Source organism: Bacteriovorax sp. As-1, assembly GCF_058446905.1.
In genome coordinates, this window is sequence record NZ_CP184341.1 from 758,796 (window position 1) to 780,032 (window position 21,237).

A 21,237-nucleotide genomic window follows, 5' to 3' on the forward strand; every position below is an offset into this window, starting at 1 on the left:
TGGCTAAGAACGATAGATAAGACGGATTTCCTGTTTCAGGAAATTCACCTCTAATTTTTCAAAAACCAGTAAGTGTTGAATCAGTTTTGACTGGACGATCTTATCTTCGTATTCGAAGTCCTCATCCAGTTTTAAAACGATCTGATTCGAAAACTCCAACACCTCTCCCGAAAGGGCCCCATGCTGAACCTGAGTGACCAGGCGGTGGTGGGCAAAAGCAGTCATGAGTTCACTGCAGATGAGATAAAAAATCATCGACATAATCGAAGCATTGATCTGGTGAGAGAAATGCTCCAAAGTCGGTGAGTATTTCATATCTAAGCGCAGGTTGGATTCAATCATTCTAAAGCGAAGAAGATTGATCGCCTGATCAAGCGAGCCTCTAATTGAAACCTGTGTGTGAGTGCTTGGAGAGAACTTAGAAAACCCTAAGAAGATTTCCACCAGCTCTTTACATCTCTTGGCCCCACTCTTCATATCTTCTAAATCAGACAGGGCATCGGGTGACCAGTCGTCTTCTAGGGAAAGCAGTGAGAGGGCCGCTAAAATCCCGGCAAGAGGATTATTTAATTCGTGAGCAATAGAGCTTGAGATAATCCCCAATTCATCTACAGAAGAAGCTTTTTTCGCCGGCTTCTCCCCGCTTTTTTGAATTTGGTTTTTATCAGTTGTATAAAAAACAAAATAAGAAACCTGGATTAAGTTGATGGGAAAATCAATGCGTCTGATCTTATAGAAGTTCTGAAAAATTTCCGCACTCTCTGAATCTTTAAAGCGCAGGCATTCCTTTGGCAGGATTCCAATTTTGGCAAACGATTCATTATAAATGAGCAGATCCCCCAGGCTTGAAATAACGGCCATCGGGTACGGGATTTTAGAGAAGATCTTTTTCCAGAAATCAATCTCTCCATCACTCTTGACCAGTTTTTGGTCGAGGATCTGAAGTGTGCGCATGCAAGTTGAAAGTAAAAGCTCGACAAATTCCGCGTCTTTTTTCACATCCAAATGCTTAAAACGCATAAAAAGATAATAGTCTTCGCTTGGAAGTTTAAAAACGAGAGAGTTCTCATCAACCTGTAAGTCTTCCTGAGACAGCCCACTGCTTGTGACCAGAGCAAGAGATTGAAGCTCGTTGCTCTTTTTTAAGAAACTTTTAAAATGCGTGTTCCAGCTCAGAAGAGACTCTTCTTGTAAAAGCAGCATTTCTAAATCGAGAATAGATTCAAAAATCTTTTTTGACTCAGCTCCATTGACCTCGACATTAATTTCATCCAGGTAGGTCTTGATAACATCGTAAAGTCTCTCACTCTCTTTAATTCTCTCCTGAATCTGCAGGTGGCGTTCGGCCAGGAAGAATTTATCAATGAAATGTGAGATCTCTTCGTAAGAATTGAAATTGATCTTACTGACTGACAACCCATCGCTTTGATCCTGGGCCGGAAGAACAATCATTTTATTTTTAAAACGACTCACCTTTCTAAGATTTTTTTTCTCCACGAAAAAAAGCCCGGGAGTGAAATCATCCAAATCTTGAATGTTGGTGGCGTACTTAATTTTTTCTTCTTGTAAAACGCGCACAAGAAACTCTGATTGATCTCTTGAGATCAAGCTTGGGTCGACAACAAATTGGATTTTGGTTTTCCCTTTAGCCTTCATTGGATTTTACTTTTCTCGAGCCATCGTGGAAGTGAAGGTTAAACGACACTCCTTTGGGAGCTTTATCAAAATCATTGGTAGAAGCTACGACTTTCCCGGCCTCTGTTTCCAGGTAGCCATAACCACGCTCTAAAACGTTTTTAGGGTTTAGGACTTTTAAGACATCGCGGGACTTATCCAGGCGGTGGTGATAGTCCTTAAAGCGCTCTTTTAGAATCTGTTTCATTCTTTCCAAGTTTTCATCCAGGCTTAGGTAGAACTCATGAATGTTTGTGAGTTCATGTAAACGCTGGTGGATCGCACACCTTGAAAGGCGCTTTTGAAAAGAGGCCAGTCTCGAAAGAAGAATATTTAAAATAGCGTGCGGATGAGCGTGCTTAAGCCTGTTTTCCAGGCGGCTCATCTTATAATCCATCACATTCTTTAAGCGCGAACGAAGATTGGTCATTTTGTCTTTAATCATCGTCTGGTGATGAGTGATGACTTCTGCTGCCGCAGACGGTGTTTCACAACGAAGATCGGCGACAAAATCAGAAATGGAAAAATCCACTTCGTGTCCGACGGCACTGATAATAGGAATCGGGCAGTTAAAAATATCGTAGGCCAATCCCTCATCGTTAAAGGCCCATAAATCTTCCAGGCTTCCTCCCCCGCGGGCAAGGACGATCAGGTCGATTTTTTTAGCGGGCTCAGCATCCATTGAGTACTTAATGACGTTATGAAGAGAAGCACGAATCGCTCTTGGTGCATCGTCTCCTTGAACAAGTGTCGGGATGACTAAAAGATCCATCCAAATAGAGCGGCGACGGTAAATGTTAATGAAGTCCTGCAGGGCCGCTCCTCTTTGAGCGGTTATGATGGCCACGCGCTTAGGCATTTGTGGGATCGGCTTTTTTTGATCCATATCAAAAAGGCCTTCGCTGGCGAGTTTTCTTTTTAGTTTTTCAAACTGCTCTTTTAAGTCCCCTGTTCCCACCGGAACAATTCTTTTAACGATGATTTGAAACGTTCCTCTTTTAGGATAAACGTTGATGTCACCGACAACGACGACCTTTGATCCGTCTTTGATGGTTTTCATCAAAGGGTTTCTCAGGGCATCCATTTTAAAAAGAGCGGCGCTGATTGCTGAATCTTTATCTGAAAGTGTGAAGTACCAGTGTCCTGATGAGGACAATGATAAATTGGTGATCTCTCCTTCGATGGAAACGTTAGAGAATTCATGTTCGAGTAAATTTTTGATTTCTCCGACGATTTCGGAGACTTTTTTAACTTCCAGGCTCATTGCCTATTAGTATTGCTAAAACGGTGTGTCGTGAAAAGTTTAAAGACGTGTTGCTAGGAGTTATTTGGACAAAAAAAAGACCCGCCGAAGCGGGTCTGTAAGTTTTTTAGAATTTTAGAGTCTTAATCAAACCAATATTTTTTAAATAATTGATGGCCTGGTTGACTTGGTAGTCTTCACCTGGGGCCACGCGCTTAGAATCGTCCTCGTCATCTCCTGCAACGACCGGCTCTTTTGCTTCAGGTTTTTTCGCCTGCTTTTTCTTTTCTCTCATCGCTTTGAATCTTTCTGTGCGCTCGATTCTTTCTTTCAGTTCCTGCTCTTCGCGGATCTTTTTTTCCTCAGGAGTTTCAATCGTCGCCGTTAAGTGGTTCTTTAAATCTTTTTCTCTGATGAAGCTAGACTCTTTTCTGTTTTCATCATACCACTCACCTTCAGCTTCACCGATTGTGACATCAGGATTAATTCCCACGGCCTGGATCTTTCTTCCAGAAGGAGTCATATACTGAGCGATCGTAAGCTTCACTCCACTTGTGTCATCGATTTTTGCCACTGACTGAACTGAACCTTTTCCAAAAGACTGAGTACCCATAATAATGGCGCGTTTAGCATCTTGAAGAGCACCTGAGACGATTTCAGAAGCAGAGGCCGAAGAACCGTTAATTAGCACCACAAGCGGCACTTCAAGTTCTTTGTATCCACTCTTTTTCACATAACGGATTTCTTTATTTTTTGGATCGCGACCTTCGGTTGAAACGACAATTCCATCTTTTAAGAAGATTGAAGAAACATCAACGGCCTCATCCAGTAATCCACCAGGGTTTGAACGAAGGTCAAGAATCACTCCTCTTAAAGGTTCTTTCTTTAACTGCTCTCTCATTTTCTTTAGAGCATCGACAATATACTCCGCTGATTTTTTCTGAAATTGAGTCAGGCGAACGTAAGCATAAGCATTTTGCAGCAATTCATACTTAACTGGTTTTAGGTAAACGATCTCGCGAGTGAGTTCGAAGTTCTTCACTCCGTCCACGCCATCTCTGACAATTCCCAGAACAATCTTAGATTTCATTTTTCCACGAAGTTTATCAATGGCCTGCTGAAGACTTGCTCCTACCATTGACTCGTGGTTAATCTCTACGATCTTATCTCCCGCTTTGATCCCCGCTTTAAATGCCGGTGAATCTTCAATTGGAGTAATGATAACCAGGACTCCGTCTTTTTGAGTGACTTCAATTCCAAGTCCACCAAACTCTCCAGACGTTTCTTCCTGCATTTTCGAGAAAACTTCGCTGTCGAGGTAAGCAGAGTGAGGGTCAAGGGTATTCATCATCCCGTTGATGGCCCCTTCAATAAGCTTATCTGTGCTCACTTCGCGGTAGTACTGCGATTCAATAAGGTAGAGCACCTTGTTGAAGAGTTCTAATTTTTCATAACGTGATTTTTTTGCAAGATCTTCTGCTGGAGCTGCAAAAGCAGCACTGGACATCAACGACAGACCAACCAAGAGACTGGTCACAGTTCTCTTCATAACGACTCCTTCCATGGTTATTTGCCTAGTGAGATGAATTTTTCGCGAGCGACTTCTTATCCAACAGCAAATATGTATTTTGAGCTAAATTGTTTTTTCTAACTTCGAAATAAATTCTTCCCTCTCCCAGACCATTGCCTGATCTTGGGTTAGTGAAACCTACGACCTGTGCATCCTTGACGCTGTCGCCATTTTTAACTGAGTAATCAAACTGCCCTAAAAGAACAGTGCGGGTATCATTTCCGTGGTCAATCATCAGGACGTTACCGTAGTTGGCCAGTGTCCCGGTATAAACGATTTTTCCGGCCTTAGTGGCACGCACTTCGTTTTTCCCGTGAAAATTAAACGTCACCCCTTTCTTCTGGTACTCCATTGCCTGGTAAGAATAGATGGGCGGATAAAACTCTCCACCAGAAAGCGGCTGAGAAGGAATTTTGATTTCTTCAGTAATCTGCATAGGTGCCAGACGTTCGCGCTCTTCGACGATTCTTTTAGACTTCTGGTTGATGGCCAGTTTGTTTTTTTCTTCATCAAAACGAATCTTCATATCAGCATTGCTTTTTGTCTGCTGCTCCAGCGAGTTTCTAAGCTCGCGGCGTCTTTCTTCAAGCTCTCCCATCACCGCCAGGAGTTCTTTTTCTGTATCCATTGATTCCTGAAGTTTGGCATATAATCCATCGACGTCAGTCTGAAGGGCCTTGTTGGTTTTCATCATTCCATCGAGGTCTGCAAGTCTCTTTTGCAATTTTTCGATCATGACTTTTCTAGCCAGCATATCAGAAGAGTTTTCAGTGTTTTCGAGTTTATTTAAAAGCACACCCATCAGAAGATTTTTAGTCTGTGAGTAGTTCTTTTTTAACGTCTCGCTGTCGAAGTCAGCATTTCTTCTGGCCGAGGCCAGGCTCTCTTCAATACGCGCTCTTTCTTCAGCAAGTTTAAGATATTTTTTATTATTAAGTCCTAATGTCACTTCAACATTGGCCACTTCTTTAGCTAAAGTCTGGATGTTTTTATTTTGATCCTGAAGCTTGCGCTTCATCTCAAAGACGTTAAGTTTATCAGCACTCTCTTCCTTGGCCTGGGGCACGCCGACAGCAGACTGAGCTGACACAGCACCAGTCAAAACGATCAATGGAATAATAAGAAGAGATCTGGCCATCATCACGAGCGGCTCTCCCACTGGTATCTTTTGGCGTGAAGGAAGATCCCCACAATAAAGACAGCAAGGGCCACCAGAAGGTTGATCAATTGAGGCATTCCTAAAATAAAAGTGAAAGCGACAGAAAGAATGAAGATTAATGTCAGTCCATTTAAGGCCATTTTTAGTCCTACTTTCTTCTTTCTTTGGTAACTCTCAAGGAGATATGAAGCTTCGGCGATCTTCGCTCTTACAGAAAGAAGAGAGATCGTCCAAAAAATGAAAACGATGAAAAGATACAGCGAGTATCCCCATGTTTTAATCACGCCGATAAATTGAGCGCGTTTATCTGCAATCTGGTCATTTGATTTGATCGCTCCCAGAGTGATGTTGCCTTCCCCTACTAGGTGAGAAAGGTAATCGCGGACCAAGTCCTTTGCTCTTGGCTTAAGATCTTTTGTATAAATAACTTTTAACCCGGCATAGTTTAAATCCAGGCTTGAATCAGTCATGTCTACCTGAAGTGAACCTAAGATGTTTTTAACTTCTTCTTTGATCTGCGCTTCTGAAAGAATCTCGACTTTAAAAACTCCAGGAAGTGCGCTCATCTGGCGGGCCACTGATTGGTAAGACTCACTTGAAGCAATAAGCGCGTAGAAATAATCCCCCGCTTTATTTTCAGGAATCATTCTGGTGAATTGCTCTTCTAAATAATTCTTTTGTCCAATTGAGAAAACAAAAAGGATGGAAAAGAAAAACAGAAAGAAGCCTCTCACTGGAGACTTAAATAAAATTTTAAAAAACTGAATTAGATAAAACATGCATTCCCCGAATACACTAAACGTCCATTGTCTAAATGAATAATTCGGCCGGTGAAACTCTTAATGAGATCCTTATTGTGAGTGGCCCACACGACAGTCAATCCGCGCTTAACATTATACAGGTTAAGAACATCAAAAAGCCTTCTGGTGTTATCGATATCAAGTGATGATGTCGGCTCGTCTGCAATTAAAACATCCGGGCGAGTCAGAAGCGCTCTGATAATAGCGACCTTTTGCTTAAGGCCCCCATTGGCGTCGTTAATTTTTAAGTGAAGTCTGTCTTTGATTCCCAGAATGCGGGCAAGTTCATTCAAGTCCTGAGTGAACTCTGCTTTAGAAGCATAGATTGAAGAATCATATGAGAACATTAAGTTCTCTTCACAAGTGTATTTCCCCATTAAACGTAAGTCTTGAAAGACGTTGGAGATGAATAGACTTTTTTTACCTGAACCTTTTTCTGGTCTGATCACACGTCCTGAAGTCGGATCTTGTAATCCTGATAGAACTTTTAGAAGAGTTGTTTTCCCTGCACCACTAGCACCTGTGAGAAAAATAATTTCTCCACGATCAATTGTTAATTGAACATTTTTAAGGGCCATAATTTCGTCGAATTGAACCGAGACGTCTTCACAATAAAAAATGGGACCTTTCTGGCCTTGTTGTTGTGGAGCTTTCATAGTTCTGTGGTTCGCTGTTTGAGAAAAATTTTGCATACTGACCATCACTCCTAAGTCCATCACAGAAATCGTCCTGATTCCTGCAGGAAATCCATACTAGATTCCCTAGCTAAATTTTAGCCTACATTTGGATTTTTAGATAGAAAATTGAATATCCATCAATTTCCCTCAGGTACTTTTTATAGGATTAACTAAAAGACCCGTCAATAACACCCTCTGCTAGGAGAAGTTCATAGGCAGAAGTCGAACAATAAACGTTCGGGATGAAGTTGTTACTGTTAAAAAGTCTGGAAATCAGCGAATTCTCGACGTCGGCCAGAAGCTTGATCTCCCCATTTTCCATGGCCATCTTCACCGGATCGCGATCCAGGAGGATATTGTGCTTGCCGGTCGTTGAGCCGCGGGCCACGTTTTTAGGAGATTTGACGAACATAATCGACTTTTTCGGGATATCGGAAATGACCCAGTCAGAGGGTCCACCTTTTTTCTTTAGGAACTCTTCGATCTCTAAAAACTTCGCATGGGCGCGTTTATAGTATCGCTCAACCGCCTGTGGGTCGTCCTGAGACAGGAGTCTCGACTTAAATTCCTCGCAACGAATCGCTTTTCCACCACTGGCCAAAAGGATCACGCGGGCCATGTCTTTAACCTTTGGATTTTTATCCAGGTCCCCATTGTTGTAGTGTTTGTGGACTAAAGTCATGAAGTAGTTGTCATTAAAACCGTAGAACTTCATGGGATCTTTTTCGATCATTTCCAGAAGCTCACTGTATTTATAAATGTAACCCTTTTCTAAAAGATACTGACAAACTCTCTCGGCAATCGAGTCAAACTTCGCACCACGGGGCGAGCGGATAACTTGCGAGTACCAAGAAAAACGGCTGGTCAAAAAGTCTTCCACGCAGTGAAGAGCATTGTGACGAATCGTTAAGATGTCGTGGTTGTCTACGCGCTTAACCTGAAAGTGATACAGAAGATAATCGCGGTCATATGACCCATATGAAAGACCTGTGTAGTGAGCGTCTCTTAAAAGGTAATCCATGCGGTCGCAGTCAACCTCAGAGTGCAGGATTTGGTTAGCAAGAATAGACTCGTCTACTCCCTTTACTAAATCAGAAATTCTCTGCGGGCTGATGCCGTATTTTTTTAGGATATAAGTGATACCACCAGGGTAATCTGTGTTTTTAATGATGAAGGCACCTAGATTTTCATGGTCGTCAGGAAGGCCTTTTCCGCCTTTTGCTTTTGTAGTCTCACCGTACTCAATATAGGCCATCTCTGTCGTGTGTGAGAACATAAACGTTCCCAGATCGTGCATTAAGGCAGCAAGACGCAAGCTCTTGTGATACACGCACTCTGGAGTTAAACAGCTTGCATCCATCAGTTCTTTTTCACTCACGGCACGTCCGCATGACTCCAGGATTTTATGAGCGTTGAACATTACACCAATCGAATGGTGAAAACGCGAATGCTCGGCTCCCGGGAAAACATAACAAGAAAACCCTAGCTGCTTAATCCATCTTAAACGTTGATAGAACGGGCTGGAGATGATTTCAAATTCAATCGGGTTAAGCTTGATGAAGCCGTAGATTGGATCGTAAATGACGTGATTTTTCTGGTTAGTTTGCGGGGCCTTTAGGCCTTCTGAGTTTGCGACATCCATGTTCACACTTCTTTTTAGACAAAAAGGCCCACTCATCTATGAGCGGGCCTTCGTTTAATTAATTAATGTAGGTTCTTTTTAAGATTTTTAGTTTCTTTCTTTTTCTTCTTAACAGTGATCATTACTTTTTGCTGAATAAGCTCAAGCATGATCTTTGCTTCACGTCTAAGGTCGTTATCGTTTACGAAGCGGTAGAAGTTTTCAATATCGATTGCAGTTCTAAAGTTCCTCGGAGTCTTCGGGCTCTCTACGACTGCTTCTGTATTTGTTTCTAGTGACATGGTGTATCCTCCAACTTTCTAATATTACTGTATTTCACCTAACAATTACAACAAATTAAGCTTCCTTATCGAACTCAACTCCGTAAGAGTGAAGTTTGTTGTATAGAGTCTTAACTGTAATTCCAAGAACTTTAGCCGTTTTTGTCTTGTTTCCACCTAGGTTTTCAAGAGTTCCCATGATGTGGTTTCTCTCTAGTTCTTCTAGTGTTACGTGTTGGAACTCAACCGGCTTAGCCACTACTGGAGCTGCTGCCTCGATTTTTGCTTCTTCTGCGTTCTGGATGTTTTGGTCCAGGTGTAGTTTTTCAATGATTGATCCTTCTGCAAGGATGTAAGCGCGCTCTACTACGTTTTGTAGCTCTCTTACGTTTCCTGACCAGTTAAACTCTGTAAGAGCTTTGATCGCAGATGGAGAGAAAGACTTATGAGCTTCCTTCGCTTTATTTTGGTTAAGGAAGAAGTTCGCCATTAGTTCGATATCTTCTTTTCTTTCTCTTAGAGCTGGAGCTTTAAGAACTACAGTGCTTAGTGCGAAGTATAGGTCTTCTCTGAATTTTCCTTCGCGCACTAGTTCCATAAGGTCTTTAGTTGAAGCAGAAATTAATCTTACGTCAGACTTAAAGAAACCATTATCAGCTTTAATTCCCATTTTGTTATTGATGAACTGAACAAGCTTGTTTTGGATAGCTGGAGTCATCTTTTCAATTGAGTTGATGAAAAGTGTTCCGAAGTTTGAAACTTCAAGCATACCCATGTGGTTTTCTAGACCAAACATTTCGCGGTCAAGTTGAGCTTCGTTCATCGTTGAACAGTCTACAGTTACGAAAGCTCTGTCACGACGGTGTGATCTGCAGTGAATACGACGTGCGATCATCTCTTTACCTGTCGCTGCTTCACCCATGATGAAAGCAGAGATTTCTTTATCAGCAATTCTATCTACTAGAGCAAGAAGGTCTTTCATTGCTTGAGATCTACCGATGATTTCTTTTTCAATGATTCTGAAAGAATCTTGAATCTTTACTCCAGAGCGTGACTCTTGAAGTTCTTTTTCTTTTAATTCAATTGTACGAAGTAGAACTTCGTTCATATTTTTAGCAGCAAGGTACATTTTCATGTTTTGGATTGGGCTCTTAATGTCAGCTAAGATTGACATACCAAGAGTCATATCTTCACGAGAAAACTCACGAGAGTTATCTAGCATTTGACAGTGGATTGAACCAATAACAACACCATCAGCAGAGATTGGAAGACAAAGCTCGGCTTTTACTCCTAGAGCAGCCTCTCTTGTAAAAACCGGGTCTCTTTCTACTGTATTTGAAAAGTATCCTCTTTTTGTACGAGCGATATATCCAGCAGCACCAACACCTTTATCCAGTACCAGACCGTTTGTTACTGAGTGTCCGTCTTCCGACATAAGGATTGCTGAACCGTTTTCCAGGATTTTGTAGACCTGAACTTTATGAGCGTTCATATGACCTTTGAAGAAAGCGTTTAGAGATGTAAAAAAGTATGCTTCATCTAGGCTTAAAAGAAGAGATGAAGTTAGGTTTTCTAGGCTTGTCTTGTGGTTAATCATTGAACTAGTCATTGTAAAACTCCTGGACAATTTAGTATTAAAAACTGCATTGCGTTACTCAGTAAATAATACAGTGCGTCTGAATATTTTACAAGACTAAAATGCTCGGTTGTCTAAAATTTTTTCCACATTTACATGATTTCTAGAACTTATACCATCTAGGACTTATACAATTCCCGAATCCAGCGGTAATGGCCCCTAAAATCCCCCCGTCACGGTCCATAATGTAGATATTTTGGTCGGCCTTAACTCGTGAGATAACACGTTGACTAGTAAAGGCGATAAACTCCCCATCATTCGAGTAGCTCGGGTCCTCGTTAGAACCAAAATCCTTCGTCAGACGGGCAAGGCCCTGGCCATCAGATGAGATTCTGAAAAGGTCAAAAGAGTTATCCAGCCAAGAAGAGAAAACGATCTCTTTCCCGTCCGGTGAAAAGCGTGGAGTTGCATTGAACTGACCGACGAAGCTGATCCTCTTTACATTAGACTCGGTCCCGCGTGGGTCCATCGTGTAGATCATCGCCTTTCCAGGTCTATCAGATAAGAACGTCATCAATGAGCCATCGTATGTAATAGAAGGGTCAACGTCCGAAGCAAAGTGATTAGTGATTTTTCTTAACTCTTGAGTCGCCAGGTTCATCTCATAAATTTCAGCATTTCCTGAAACTGTCAGTGTAAGCGCAATACTCTTTCCACCCGTTAAGAAGATAGCTCCCGAGTTTACCCCATCTCTATTAGAGATGATCTTCGTTTCGCGAGTTCTCATATCCATCAAGTAAAGGTCGTTGTTTCTTTTCTTCGCTGAGTTTGAAATCAACGAGTATATCAAGTAGCGTCCATCCTGAGACATAGAAGGTGAAATAACGATCCCGCTATGGTTCGTGATCTGAGTTACATTTTTTCCATCGAAGTCCATCATATAGACTTCTTTTACTGTCTTCTTCCCTCTTGTGTTTCTATCTGAAACAAAGACGATCTTAGAAGTGAAGATTGAATCCTTTCCAATGATTTGCTTATAAACACCGTTGGCCATCTCGTGTCCTTCTTTACGTAGAGTCGCGATCGTGACCATTTCTGTTTTGTTATAAATTTGCTTTCTGTTTTTAATATCTTCGAAAACAACCGTTACTTTCATGCCCTCGCCGGCCTTATCAACCGATGCCGTTCCTAAAAAGCGCACACCTTTAGACTGCCAGTACTCATAGTTAGTTGGTTGGCGAACAGATGTATTATTAGGGGCTGCTTCAACTAAGAAGAATTTCTTTTGGTAAAAAGAGAAATCGTTTCTCATTAGCTTTACAAGTTCTGAAGCTGCCGTTTTTTGAGCAGCCGTTAAAGTTCCTGACATATATGGATCTTGAATGACCATTTTATCTTTTTCTAATGTAGCTTCACCAACAGCGACGATTGTCAGGTTATCATCCTGAGCGAATGCACCAACTGAAATGAAAATCATCATAGCGACTAATAAACTTTTCATAAAACCTCTTATAAAGGGAAACCTAACAGGATATCACCACTCATTGCTTTCTTTGCAAAATCTTCTTTCAACGGAGGAAATTTGGCTAACTTAATAGCTTCAACAGCTCTTTGGTCATACTCATCATTTCCACTTGATTTATAAACTTCTGTGCGAGTCACATCGCCATTCATATTGAGCCAAACTCTAATATGGGCCTGTAATTTTTTGTCCATTAGATAGCTTGGAAGCGACCAATTAGTACGAACATAATCTGGAAGCCTTGATGCATAGGCTTTAAAAGCTGTAAGATCTCCTCCTCCACCTTCTCCATACATCGCCGTTCCTTTAGATAATTTATTTCCAGAAAGAACCAAATCTTTTAGTGCAGTCTCTTTGCTGCCGTAAGCGCCTTTTTCAGCTTTCTGTGTTCCTTCAGAGTCAACTTTCTTATTTCCAATCGTCTTAAGCTTACTCAAGAAATCTTTTCTTTTCTGAGCGGCCTTTGCTTCTTCAAAAGTCGGACCAGCATCCGGTTTTTCTTCGGCCACTTTTGGTTCTTCTTTTGGTTCTGGTTTAGCTTCAACTTTTTCTACTGGCTTTTCAACCTCAGGAGCTTTTTCTTCACGTTTAGCTTCCTCTACACCACTTGAAAGATTTTTAAGTTCATTCAGAGTATGAGTTGGCATCGCCACCATATCAACACGAACTGAGGCCTGAATCAGCTCCAGGTTCTTTTCTCTTTCTGCGCGATTGAGATCAAACGCCACCTTTCCACCGATTAAAGTAGAGGCCACGAGTGCTGCGTGAATATAGGTTGAACGTCTTAAAAAGAAGTTAAACCCAGGGTGATTAAATTTTGGAGTTTGAAAGACTCTCATTCTTTATTACTTCTTGTCTTCTGTGACTGTAACCAGTGCAATCTTATGGATTCCACCGCGCTTTAAGTGCGACATCAGTCTTGCCACTTTTCCATAGGCCAGACCAAAGTCTGCGCGAAGGAAAACCGTGTCTGTATTATTGGCCTTAAACTGTTTTTGAATTTCCGGAACCAATTCCCCTAAAAGCATTTTATCTTTGCCCAGGAAAAACTCTTCAGACTTACTGATTGAGACAATCACCTGAGTGGCGTTTAGGTTGACCGGGTTGACTTCTTTTGTTTTTGGCAGGTCGAGCTTAATTCCGTTTAACATTAAAGGTGCTGTTACCATGAAGATAACTAAAAGCACGAGCATAACGTCAACAAGTGGTGTGACGTTGATATCGGAGATGGCTCCCTTTTTTTTACCTGTGCTAAATCCCATTTTTAACTCCGTCCTACTCGATTACTGAACGCTCAACAACGTTAATGAAGTCTTGTCCAAAGCTCTCCATTTCAGAATTCACTTTTTCGTTGATGCTGTTGAAATGGTTGTAAAACCAAACTGCAGGAATCGCTGCGGCCAGACCTACCGCTGTAGCAACAAGAGCTTCAGCAATACCAGGAGCAACTGCATCGATTGATCCACCACCGCCAGCAAGACCGGCGAAAGCGTCGATGATCCCCCAAACAGTTCCGAATAATCCTACGAATGGAGTTACCGATCCAATTGAAGCAAGTGTTGGCAGAAGTTTACTTAGTTCATCGTTAGTTTCGTTTGCACCTTTTTTAAGACCGCGCTCTAAAACGCCCATCCCGAAATTCTGGAAGTGAAAAGCTAAACCGCTTTGGTGCTGGCCTGAGTAGGCTTCTTTCATTTTCACTAATTCTTTATAGCCGTTTGTATAAAGAGCTTTGTATGGTGAGAACGGAAGCATCTCTGACTTAATCATGATGTCTTTTAGGTTTTCTGAGTTTTGGTAAATCTCATAAAAACGCTTATTGTTTTCCTCAACTTCAGAAAAAAGTTTTTTCTTCTTTAAGATGATGGCCCAAGAATAAACCGAAGCGGCAACTAAAAGTCCCAGTACGATTTTTACAATAATTCCTGAATGCCAGATGATGTTGAGAATATCTAATTTTGCGCCTTCCACAGTCTTTGACTCCTGATGAAATAAAGAATTTTTTATGCCTTAATATCATAGACAATTTTTCTTAAATTATTAAGTTAAATCGTCTAATCCCGATAGATATACTCTGGTTTCTTTTTCAGAGTGTATTGCAGATATCCGATGGCGAAGGCCACCAGAATAAGAAATGAAGCCCATCCAATTTTTCGTGTTGGTGCAAATGGCGAGTAAATCTCTCCCCACACCGGATCAAGACTCATAAGAGAGAAGGCCGGAATGATAAACACTGAAAGAAACAACGCCGGAAGCGTCCAGTTCTTTCGTCTCCATTCTCCACTATAAAGGAGAAGGAAAAAGAGCGGGTAAAGTTTGAAAGTTATCGTCTGCTCATAAACAAAAGTTGCGGCCGTAAAAAAGTAGAATAAAAATGGGAATAAAAAAATTCTCTTTAAACGTGTTTTGTCATCTCTGATTGGATAAAAAACATCGAGAATAACCAGCAGGACGTAATCGACTGCAAAAAAAATGAATGTTCCGGCAATAGATAAGATTAAACGATCAATCTCAACAATCATCGTTTTATTGAACCTCATCTCTCCGATTCCCATTAAACCAATGATCAAAAATAAAATCGCCACAAACACTTCCAGTCTCGGAGTCTGGATACTGTTGCGGAAATAACTTTTAAGTGAAAAGATTTTTTTGGTCTTTAAGTTAACAAAAAGCATGGTCAGATAAAACACCACCAGCTTGGAGATGATAATGAGAGTCCACCCTCTATCTCCAATCCAGTCGCCAATCGTCCTGATATTGTGATTTAAAAGCAGATGGAAATAAGACACCAGAGAAATCAGAATTAAGTGAAAGCCCCACAAAAAAGCATAGAAGAAAGAATAAATCAGCATCTGACGCCCTAAAGGAGAGCGCAAAAATGCCTGAGTTTCTTCGTAGTAGTGGGACAGTGTCTCTTTCATTAAAAACGACTTGGTTTAGGCCTTAACCAGTTGAGCTGAAGCTCCGGCGAAGGGTAAATCTGAGCGTATTTTTTATAAAGAGTGTTCGACTTTGTCAGCGCATCGATTTTCTCTAATAAAGTCAGATAAGTGTTCCAGATCTTCAGGTCGCTCTTTAAAAGTGCGTCCATCTCCATTGTCACTTCAAACTGCTCCTGGAAACTAAAGCCTTTTTCCAGAAGAAGCGTGTTGTATTTTTTTAGATGGTCATCAATAAGTTTTTTATTAAATGGCTTTCCATTAAAGTTAGAGCCCAGGTAAGACTCCAGGTCTTTTGAAAGCACATAATTTTTAAAGTAACCACGTCGGGCCCTTAAAAAATCTTCAAAGAGGATTAAAGAAATCTCAACTTTAGACAAATCCATTGTTCTGATAAAAGGCTGAGACAATAAGAAGATGTATTCCTTGTCATTTGTCGGTAGGGCCGCGTGGATGACTTCAGTTGTGTCCAAAAGAAGAATTTTAATTTTCTTCTCATAGATCCCCTGCTTTTCTAAGAGTTCAATAAAAGATTTTTCCAGGTCGTATTCCGGCTTGTGGAAATCCCATTTCAAAAATGTTGCATTTTTCACCAGCCACAATTCCGAAAACATATTCCAGAATTCGTCCTGCCCGGGAACGTTGTAGCGCTTCATATCGTCGCGCTTTTTCTTATCCAAGAAAACGCGTTTTTCTTCCTGCTTCTTTTTTAACTCTCCTTCCAGACCATCTTTTTTAATCAGGTCTTTAATGGAATTAAAATCTAAAAGCTCCTTGCCTTCTCCTTCCTTAGTAGCAGGAGTGGCCTCTTCTTTTTTAGCTTCGCCATGCCCTTCAGCGGAGTGCGCCGACAAGGACATTAAAAGAGATAGTAGGATAAATGATTTCATTAGCGCACCTTTGATTTCCCCTGAACGTACTGATCATACAGTCTCGCCCAGTAATAAAGGTCATTGATATCGAGGTTGAGTCCATCAAAAAATTTTGAGTACTCTTCTTCAAAACAAACATTCTTTTTATCGCTTAAGTAGTCGGCCATGACAAAGCCTTCATAGGGGCCTACGACAACTGAATACCAGTTGTTATCCCCATATAAAAGAAACTCTTTTCCATCTTTCGATGTTTCTTTCATGACTTTAACCGGATGGTTACAACTGATTGTGGTTAAAACCTGTGAATAGCGAGAGGCATTCTGATGGACGTTCCCCATCATCTGATTGAAGTATTTCACTCCCACTAATGTTTTAGTCATCGGAGCCGTTGTCTGTGCGCCGAGATTAAAACTTAAAATAAGCATCATGCTTAAAATAGTTTTAGACATTATACCTTCCATCTAAATTGGATAGTCTCCCACTCGTGACACTGAGGGCATCTCCAGAAAAGGCTGTCTGAATTGTATCCACATTGACGGCAGTAGTGTTTTGCCAATGTCTGGTGAAGATTGTCCAGTAGTCCTCTAGTCTGAGTAAGAGCTTCATCTTTCTTTTGCAGCTCAATTAAAAGTTTAATGTATTCTACCTTCATCACTTCTGATGAATTCTTGTTGGTGTCCATCCAGCCTTTTAATAGTTCAAAGGCTTCATTAATCATGCCCGCTTCTTTTAATAAACGTACTTTAGATAAAACTACAGAAGCTGATGTCGTCAGGTCTTTATCATCTAAATCCAGGAAGTACTTTCTTAAAACTTCCAGGCGCGCTTGATAATCTTTCTTCAGAGCTTCATTACTTGTCTTAAAGTCTTCGCCGATTGAAACGAAAACAAAAGAAGCATACATTGGATGTTCTTTTAAAATCTCAAGCAACAGGAATTTTGCCTGCTCTAAATCACCACTGACTAAAAACAGTTTTAAACGCAGGATTTTTGCCGACACACTTGGAGCAAACCTGAAAGCATCCTCTAGGTCTTCTTCACATTTTTTAAAATCACCTTTTTCAAAATACTGTTTTGCTTTTTGAACCAGGATGTGTGAAATCGTTTCCGCTTGGTTATTGTGCCCTACTTTAGAAAGCATAATGCGGTAGTTGTAGGCCTGATCCCAATCCTCGATATCTTCATAGATACGGCATAGGGCCTGGATAACTTCAAACTGGTCGCGATTGATTTTTAAGACATCGCGGTAAGTTTCAATCGCTTTATCAATGAATCCACCTTTATCAAAATCCAGTGCCAGCTCTTTAAGTGCGCGCAGGCGGTGAGATTCTGAAATATTTTCGCGAGCAATAAGCGAGCGGTGAATGCTGATCGCTTTTTCAATTTCGCCGTTACTTCTAAAGAGGCCTCCGAGTGCGAAATAAGTCTCGATGGTTTCACGGTTAATATCGACCGCACTTAAAAATTCCTTGATCGCCAGGTCTTTATTCCCTGAGATCAGGTATTGAGTTGCATTCAGGAAAATCTTTGATTGAGCTTCAAAGATTGAGTTTCTATAACGTTTAGAAAGTTTTGCACCTGTCTCTTTTTCAATCAGGTAATGATAGACCAGTACGATGGTGATTAAAATCGCCACCACGGCCAGTAAATGTTCTTGTATCCAAGGGAGAATTGCTTCCATTATTTCTTTATAACCTATTTAAACATTAAACGTGGAGACTGATCCATCGTTGCAATAGAACTCAGGTTTAGTCTGCTGATGCTTTCTTCTAAAGATCCCATCAAATCAAACAGTCCTACTTTCTTTTTCTTTTCAATAAATTTTAAAGCGAACTCATCTTTCATTTTCATTTCAGTGTGAATCGCTCTTCCCGCAGTCCATAAACTTCCCATCTCATCGACCAGACCAATGTTCTTAGCTTCTTCACCAGAGAAGATCTGTCCTTGAGCGTGTTCAGTAATATCGCCTTTAATTTTGTCAGCTCTGCGCTTTAAGATATCGTTGATAAATTGTTTGTGAACTCCGGCAATCAGTTTGTTCATCATATCTGATTCTTCTTGAGTTAAAGCGCGAGCAGGATTTCCCGCATCTTTATAACGGCCGGCCTTTACTGTTTGTGGGCTTACTTTTGCAAACTCATAAAGTTTTGAAAGATCCATGAACTCCATGATCACCCCAATTGAACCTGTCAGTGTTCCCGGGCTTGCCCAGATCTTTCTTGTTGCTGAACCAAGATAATACCCACCACTGGCCGCGATACCTCCGAAAGAAGCATAGATTGGTTTCTTTTTGTCGATTCGCTGGATCTCTTCATATATTTCCTGAGTCGGTCCAACAGCACCGCCCGGAGAATCGATTCTTAGAATGATGGCCTGAAGTTGCTTGTCTTCTTCAGCAATTTGTAAAAGCTCGATTGTGTCTTTTGAATCCATAATAACACCATCAACAGTGATAACACCGATGTGAGCGCTATTAGACTTTTTCTGAACCAGTGAGGTCTCATTAAAAGCATTCATAGTGATAAAAGCAAAAGCGATTAAAATGACGAAGAAAACGAAAACCATGGCGAAAATGCCAAATAAGGCCTTGGTATTTTTAGATGAGGTCACAAAAACTCCATTTTTTGATCAAAACTAAAATAAATCCCTTCTATAGTCTCAAAAACATAGGCGAACGTAAACAAACTTCGAGAAAGCCCGACCTTTTCCCTCAAGTTCTACAATAATTAAACCGATAAGCATTTTGATCCGATATGGTCGGTAAGGAGTGAATGTATGAAGACAAAAATGATCTCACTATCTCTTCTGACTCTGGCAATTTGTTCAATGGCAGTGGCCACTGAATATAAAAACCCTGAGGTTAGTTTCAAAAAGCACGCTGCCCCTTCTAAAGAGATGAAGACGGCAGAATTTGGTGATCACTACAAGGTGGAAACGGGCGCCGTTACAGACCGTCAGATCGCATCTGAAGAAGAGGTCTCTGACAGAGAGCCTTCTTCGGTAATCGCCAAAGAAAAGAAGAAAAAGGTTTACGACGTTAAGCCTGAAGTTAAAGAAGAACCGGCCGAAGCACCAAAACCTTGGTTGTATCGTATGGAATCAGAAAGCAGACACTAAGCTTTTTGACTTTACTTAGAAAACTGCATCTCGAAGGCTTTGGATTTATTCACGTCCCAAAGGTTCAGTTTTTCGTATTCGCTTTTTAATTGTCCACAAGCGGCCAGGATATCCTGGCCTTTTGTGGTTCTTGTCGTACAAACAAAACCACGCTTTAAAAGCTCTTCCTGAAACCAGATAATCTTTGAGTTACTCGGACGTTTGAATTTTGAGTCTGGAAAGTCATTGTATGGAATGATGTTGATCTTTGATTTACTCTTCTCTAGAAGGTCACAAAGCCCGTCGATATCTTCCTGGCGATCGTTAAGGTCAGCAATCAGAATGTATTCGTACGTGATGCGACGGTAAGCTTTTAGCGGCACTTTTCTGATCGCTTCAAACAGTCTTTGAAGGTCGAATGCCTTGTTGATTGGCATTAGTTCAGAGCGAATATCGTTGTGAGCAGCATGCAGAGAAATAGCGATGTTCACCGGTGGGAAATCCCACATTTTTTCAATTTGCGGAACAAGTCCTGAAGTCGAAAGCGTGATCTTTCTTTGAGACAGACCAAGGCCTTTGTCTTCCATGAAAATAATCGTCGCACTTCTGACGTTATCGTAGTTATGAAGCGGTTCACCCTGCCCCATGAAAACGATGTTTGTGAGTTTTTCTTCAGCACTGACGTTAGCCTTTAACCAGTCAGTGATCGCCAGGAACTGACCGACGATTTCATCAGCTAAAAGGTTTCTCTTTAATCCCATTGTTCCCGTGTGACAGAACGTACATCCAATCGCACACCCAACTTGAGAAGAGATACAAAGAGTCAGTCGGTCTTTTGCTGGAATAGCGACCGCTTCAACAGTCTGACCATCGCGCATTTTCACCAGGAACTTTCTCGTCCCGTCTTTTGAAAGCCCGTTCCAGACAACTGTTGGCAGAGTTAAATCAAAATTATTTTCAAAATCCTCGCGGATCTTTTTAGAAATGTTCGACCATTTTGAAAGGTCGCGCTCATGGAATTTGTACATCCATTGGTAAATCTGATCGGCCGCAAATTTCGCCAGTCCCTTTTCTGCAAGGTAATCGCGAAGCTCTACGAGTGTTAGGGCGTATAAAGAAGGTTTTTCTAGTTTTAAATTAATGCTCATAAGTGTGGGCGTTATAGCAAACTTCACAGGGGATGGCCTTCAAAAAGTAATTTTTACAAACCAAACCAGCTGGTTTACGCTTTTAAGATGAAAAACTTTATCCTTAGCCTTTTTGCAGTTAACGCCCTTATTTCATTAGCTTCTAGCTCCTATGCACAGAGCTCTCTCGCCCAGAGCGTCTTTGTTAACAGGCCAGAAGTTGCTTTTCCCGTCCCAGGTGACGAGGAAGTTATCAACACTTTCGGAAAGGCTACGAAGAATCAACTGCCAGCAAGAAAGTTTAGATTCCTTGTCTGGAATCTGCACAAAGGAACGGAAGAGACCTTCAAAACTGAATACCTTTCCCTTAGTTTTAACCGCGACATCATCATGAATCAGGAAGTATTTCTTGATCCCAACATGATGGATGTTTTCCGCTACCTTCCAAATTTTTATTTCACAACTGCGACTAGTTTTTTCTCAGGTAAAGAAAAAGTGAGAACGGGAGTGGCAAATATCAGTGCCGTCAAACCGGTTTACACCGAATTCATCCGCACTGAGATTTTAGAGCCAGTCGTTAATTCACCAAAAGTTGCTTTAATCAACAGCTACCCTATCCGCTTTTCAACAAAAGAGCTGACGGTGGTGAATCTTCACGGAATCAATTTTGTTTCGACAAAAAGTTTCCGCTACGAACTTAACCGCATCTACGAAAGAATTAAGGACATTCCCTCTCCTCTGGTTTTTGCAGGGGATTTCAATACATGGAATAAGGAGCGCATTGCAATCCTTGAGGAATACGCTCAAAAATTAAACCTGGTTGAAGCGCGTTTTCTTCCGGATAATCGAATGACTTTTAACGGGTATCCACTGGATCACTTCCTTCATACAAAAGATTTAAAAGTCACACGTGCAAGAGTCGACGGAGACTTTAAAGGCTCGGATCATAAGCCGCTGCAGGTAGAAGTTGAGTATTCTCCTCTGAAATTGGATTTTGAGGAAGACGAGTTTACTCAAGATTTAGGCCTTGCACACTAGGGAAAAGTTTTCCCCACTCTGCCTTCACATTCTTAATTCCCT

General features: G+C 41.2%; 21 protein-coding genes. 2 read left to right on the plus strand and 19 right to left on the minus strand.

The window, feature by feature from the left end; all coding sequences use genetic code 11:
* Positions 1-3 precede the first annotated feature (3 nt).
* The 18 genes from ACN20O_RS03795 to sppA all read right to left on the minus strand — a co-directional run bounded on the left by ACN20O_RS03795 (position 4) and on the right by sppA (position 18,544).
* The gene (locus tag ACN20O_RS03795) at positions 4-1,656 is read right to left on the minus strand and encodes a histidine kinase dimerization/phospho-acceptor domain-containing protein (protein WP_491637364.1); all 1,653 of its coding nucleotides are present in this window, start codon (positions 1,654-1,656) and stop codon (positions 4-6) included.
* Entirely contained in the window at positions 1,646-2,938 is a 1,293-nt protein-coding gene (xseA, locus tag ACN20O_RS03800) for an exodeoxyribonuclease VII large subunit (RefSeq protein WP_491637366.1), read from the minus strand. The genes ACN20O_RS03795 and xseA overlap by 11 nt, the downstream gene beginning before the upstream one ends.
* Positions 2,939-3,044: 106 nt before the next feature.
* A complete protein-coding gene (locus ACN20O_RS03805; RefSeq protein ID WP_491637369.1) occupies positions 3,045-4,466 on the minus strand; it encodes a S41 family peptidase in 1,422 nt (473 codons plus the stop codon).
* A gap of 25 nt (positions 4,467-4,491) precedes the next feature.
* Complete coding sequence (locus ACN20O_RS03810; RefSeq protein WP_491639256.1) at positions 4,492-5,628, minus strand: murein hydrolase activator EnvC family protein; 1,137 nt, start codon at positions 5,626-5,628, stop codon at positions 4,492-4,494.
* Positions 5,628-6,425, minus strand: a complete 798-nt coding sequence (locus ACN20O_RS03815) for a hypothetical protein (protein ID WP_491637371.1) — start codon at positions 6,423-6,425, stop codon at positions 5,628-5,630. Before ACN20O_RS03815 ends, ACN20O_RS03810 begins: the two co-directional genes overlap by 1 nt.
* The gene (locus tag ACN20O_RS03820) at positions 6,413-7,138 is read right to left on the minus strand and encodes a cell division ATP-binding protein FtsE (RefSeq protein WP_491637373.1); all 726 of its coding nucleotides are present in this window, start codon (positions 7,136-7,138) and stop codon (positions 6,413-6,415) included. Before ACN20O_RS03820 ends, ACN20O_RS03815 begins: the two co-directional genes overlap by 13 nt.
* A 151-nt stretch (positions 7,139-7,289) precedes the next feature.
* Positions 7,290-8,765 (minus strand): HD domain-containing protein, encoded by a 1,476-nt coding sequence (locus ACN20O_RS03825; RefSeq protein WP_491637375.1) that lies wholly within the window; start codon positions 8,763-8,765, stop codon positions 7,290-7,292.
* 62 nt (positions 8,766-8,827) lie between these two features.
* Positions 8,828-9,046, minus strand: a complete 219-nt coding sequence (locus ACN20O_RS03830) for a hypothetical protein (protein ID WP_102244581.1) — start codon at positions 9,044-9,046, stop codon at positions 8,828-8,830.
* A 55-nt stretch (positions 9,047-9,101) separates the two neighbouring features.
* Complete coding sequence (locus ACN20O_RS03835) at positions 9,102-10,634, minus strand: sigma 54-interacting transcriptional regulator (RefSeq protein WP_491637377.1); 1,533 nt, start codon at positions 10,632-10,634, stop codon at positions 9,102-9,104.
* 130 nt (positions 10,635-10,764) lie between these two features.
* A complete protein-coding gene (locus tag ACN20O_RS03840; protein ID WP_491637379.1) occupies positions 10,765-12,102 on the minus strand; it encodes a hypothetical protein in 1,338 nt (445 codons plus the stop codon).
* Positions 12,103-12,110: 8 nt separating this feature from the next.
* The gene (gene tolA, locus ACN20O_RS03845; RefSeq protein ID WP_491637381.1) at positions 12,111-12,962 is read right to left on the minus strand and encodes a cell envelope integrity protein TolA; all 852 of its coding nucleotides are present in this window, start codon (positions 12,960-12,962) and stop codon (positions 12,111-12,113) included.
* A 6-nt stretch (positions 12,963-12,968) separates the two neighbouring features.
* Positions 12,969-13,385, minus strand: a complete 417-nt coding sequence (locus tag ACN20O_RS03850) for a biopolymer transporter ExbD (protein ID WP_491637383.1) — start codon at positions 13,383-13,385, stop codon at positions 12,969-12,971.
* Between the two features lie 13 nt (positions 13,386-13,398).
* A complete protein-coding gene (locus ACN20O_RS03855) occupies positions 13,399-14,094 on the minus strand; it encodes a MotA/TolQ/ExbB proton channel family protein (RefSeq protein WP_102244586.1) in 696 nt (231 codons plus the stop codon).
* An 83-nt stretch (positions 14,095-14,177) separates the two neighbouring features.
* The gene (locus tag ACN20O_RS03860; RefSeq protein ID WP_491637385.1) at positions 14,178-15,044 is read right to left on the minus strand and encodes a hypothetical protein; all 867 of its coding nucleotides are present in this window, start codon (positions 15,042-15,044) and stop codon (positions 14,178-14,180) included.
* Positions 15,044-15,952, minus strand: coding sequence for a hypothetical protein (locus ACN20O_RS03865; protein ID WP_491637387.1), 909 nt, complete (start codon positions 15,950-15,952; stop codon positions 15,044-15,046). The genes ACN20O_RS03860 and ACN20O_RS03865 overlap by 1 nt, the downstream gene beginning before the upstream one ends.
* On the minus strand, positions 15,952-16,383 hold the full coding sequence (locus ACN20O_RS03870) for an SH3 domain-containing protein (RefSeq protein WP_491637389.1): 432 nt from the start codon (positions 16,381-16,383) through the stop codon (positions 15,952-15,954). Before ACN20O_RS03870 ends, ACN20O_RS03865 begins: the two co-directional genes overlap by 1 nt.
* Entirely contained in the window at positions 16,383-17,615 is a 1,233-nt protein-coding gene (locus ACN20O_RS03875; protein ID WP_491637391.1) for a hypothetical protein, read from the minus strand. The genes ACN20O_RS03870 and ACN20O_RS03875 overlap by 1 nt, the downstream gene beginning before the upstream one ends.
* Before the next feature lie 14 nt (positions 17,616-17,629).
* On the minus strand, positions 17,630-18,544 hold the full coding sequence (gene sppA, locus ACN20O_RS03880) for a signal peptide peptidase SppA (protein WP_102244591.1): 915 nt from the start codon (positions 18,542-18,544) through the stop codon (positions 17,630-17,632).
* A 165-nt stretch (positions 18,545-18,709) separates the two neighbouring features.
* Between sppA and ACN20O_RS03885 the strand changes: the two genes are divergently transcribed.
* Entirely contained in the window at positions 18,710-19,051 is a 342-nt protein-coding gene (locus ACN20O_RS03885) for a hypothetical protein (protein WP_102244592.1), read from the plus strand.
* Between the two features lie 11 nt (positions 19,052-19,062).
* Here ACN20O_RS03885 and rlmN read toward each other — a convergent pair whose 3' ends face one another.
* A complete protein-coding gene (gene rlmN / locus ACN20O_RS03890; RefSeq protein ID WP_491637393.1) occupies positions 19,063-20,178 on the minus strand; it encodes a dual-specificity RNA methyltransferase RlmN in 1,116 nt (371 codons plus the stop codon).
* 87 nt (positions 20,179-20,265) lie between these two features.
* Here rlmN and ACN20O_RS03895 point away from each other — a divergent pair, with 87 nt between their 5' ends.
* Complete coding sequence (locus ACN20O_RS03895; protein WP_491637395.1) at positions 20,266-21,195, plus strand: endonuclease/exonuclease/phosphatase family protein; 930 nt, start codon at positions 20,266-20,268, stop codon at positions 21,193-21,195.
* The last annotated feature ends 42 nt before the right edge of the window (positions 21,196-21,237 follow it).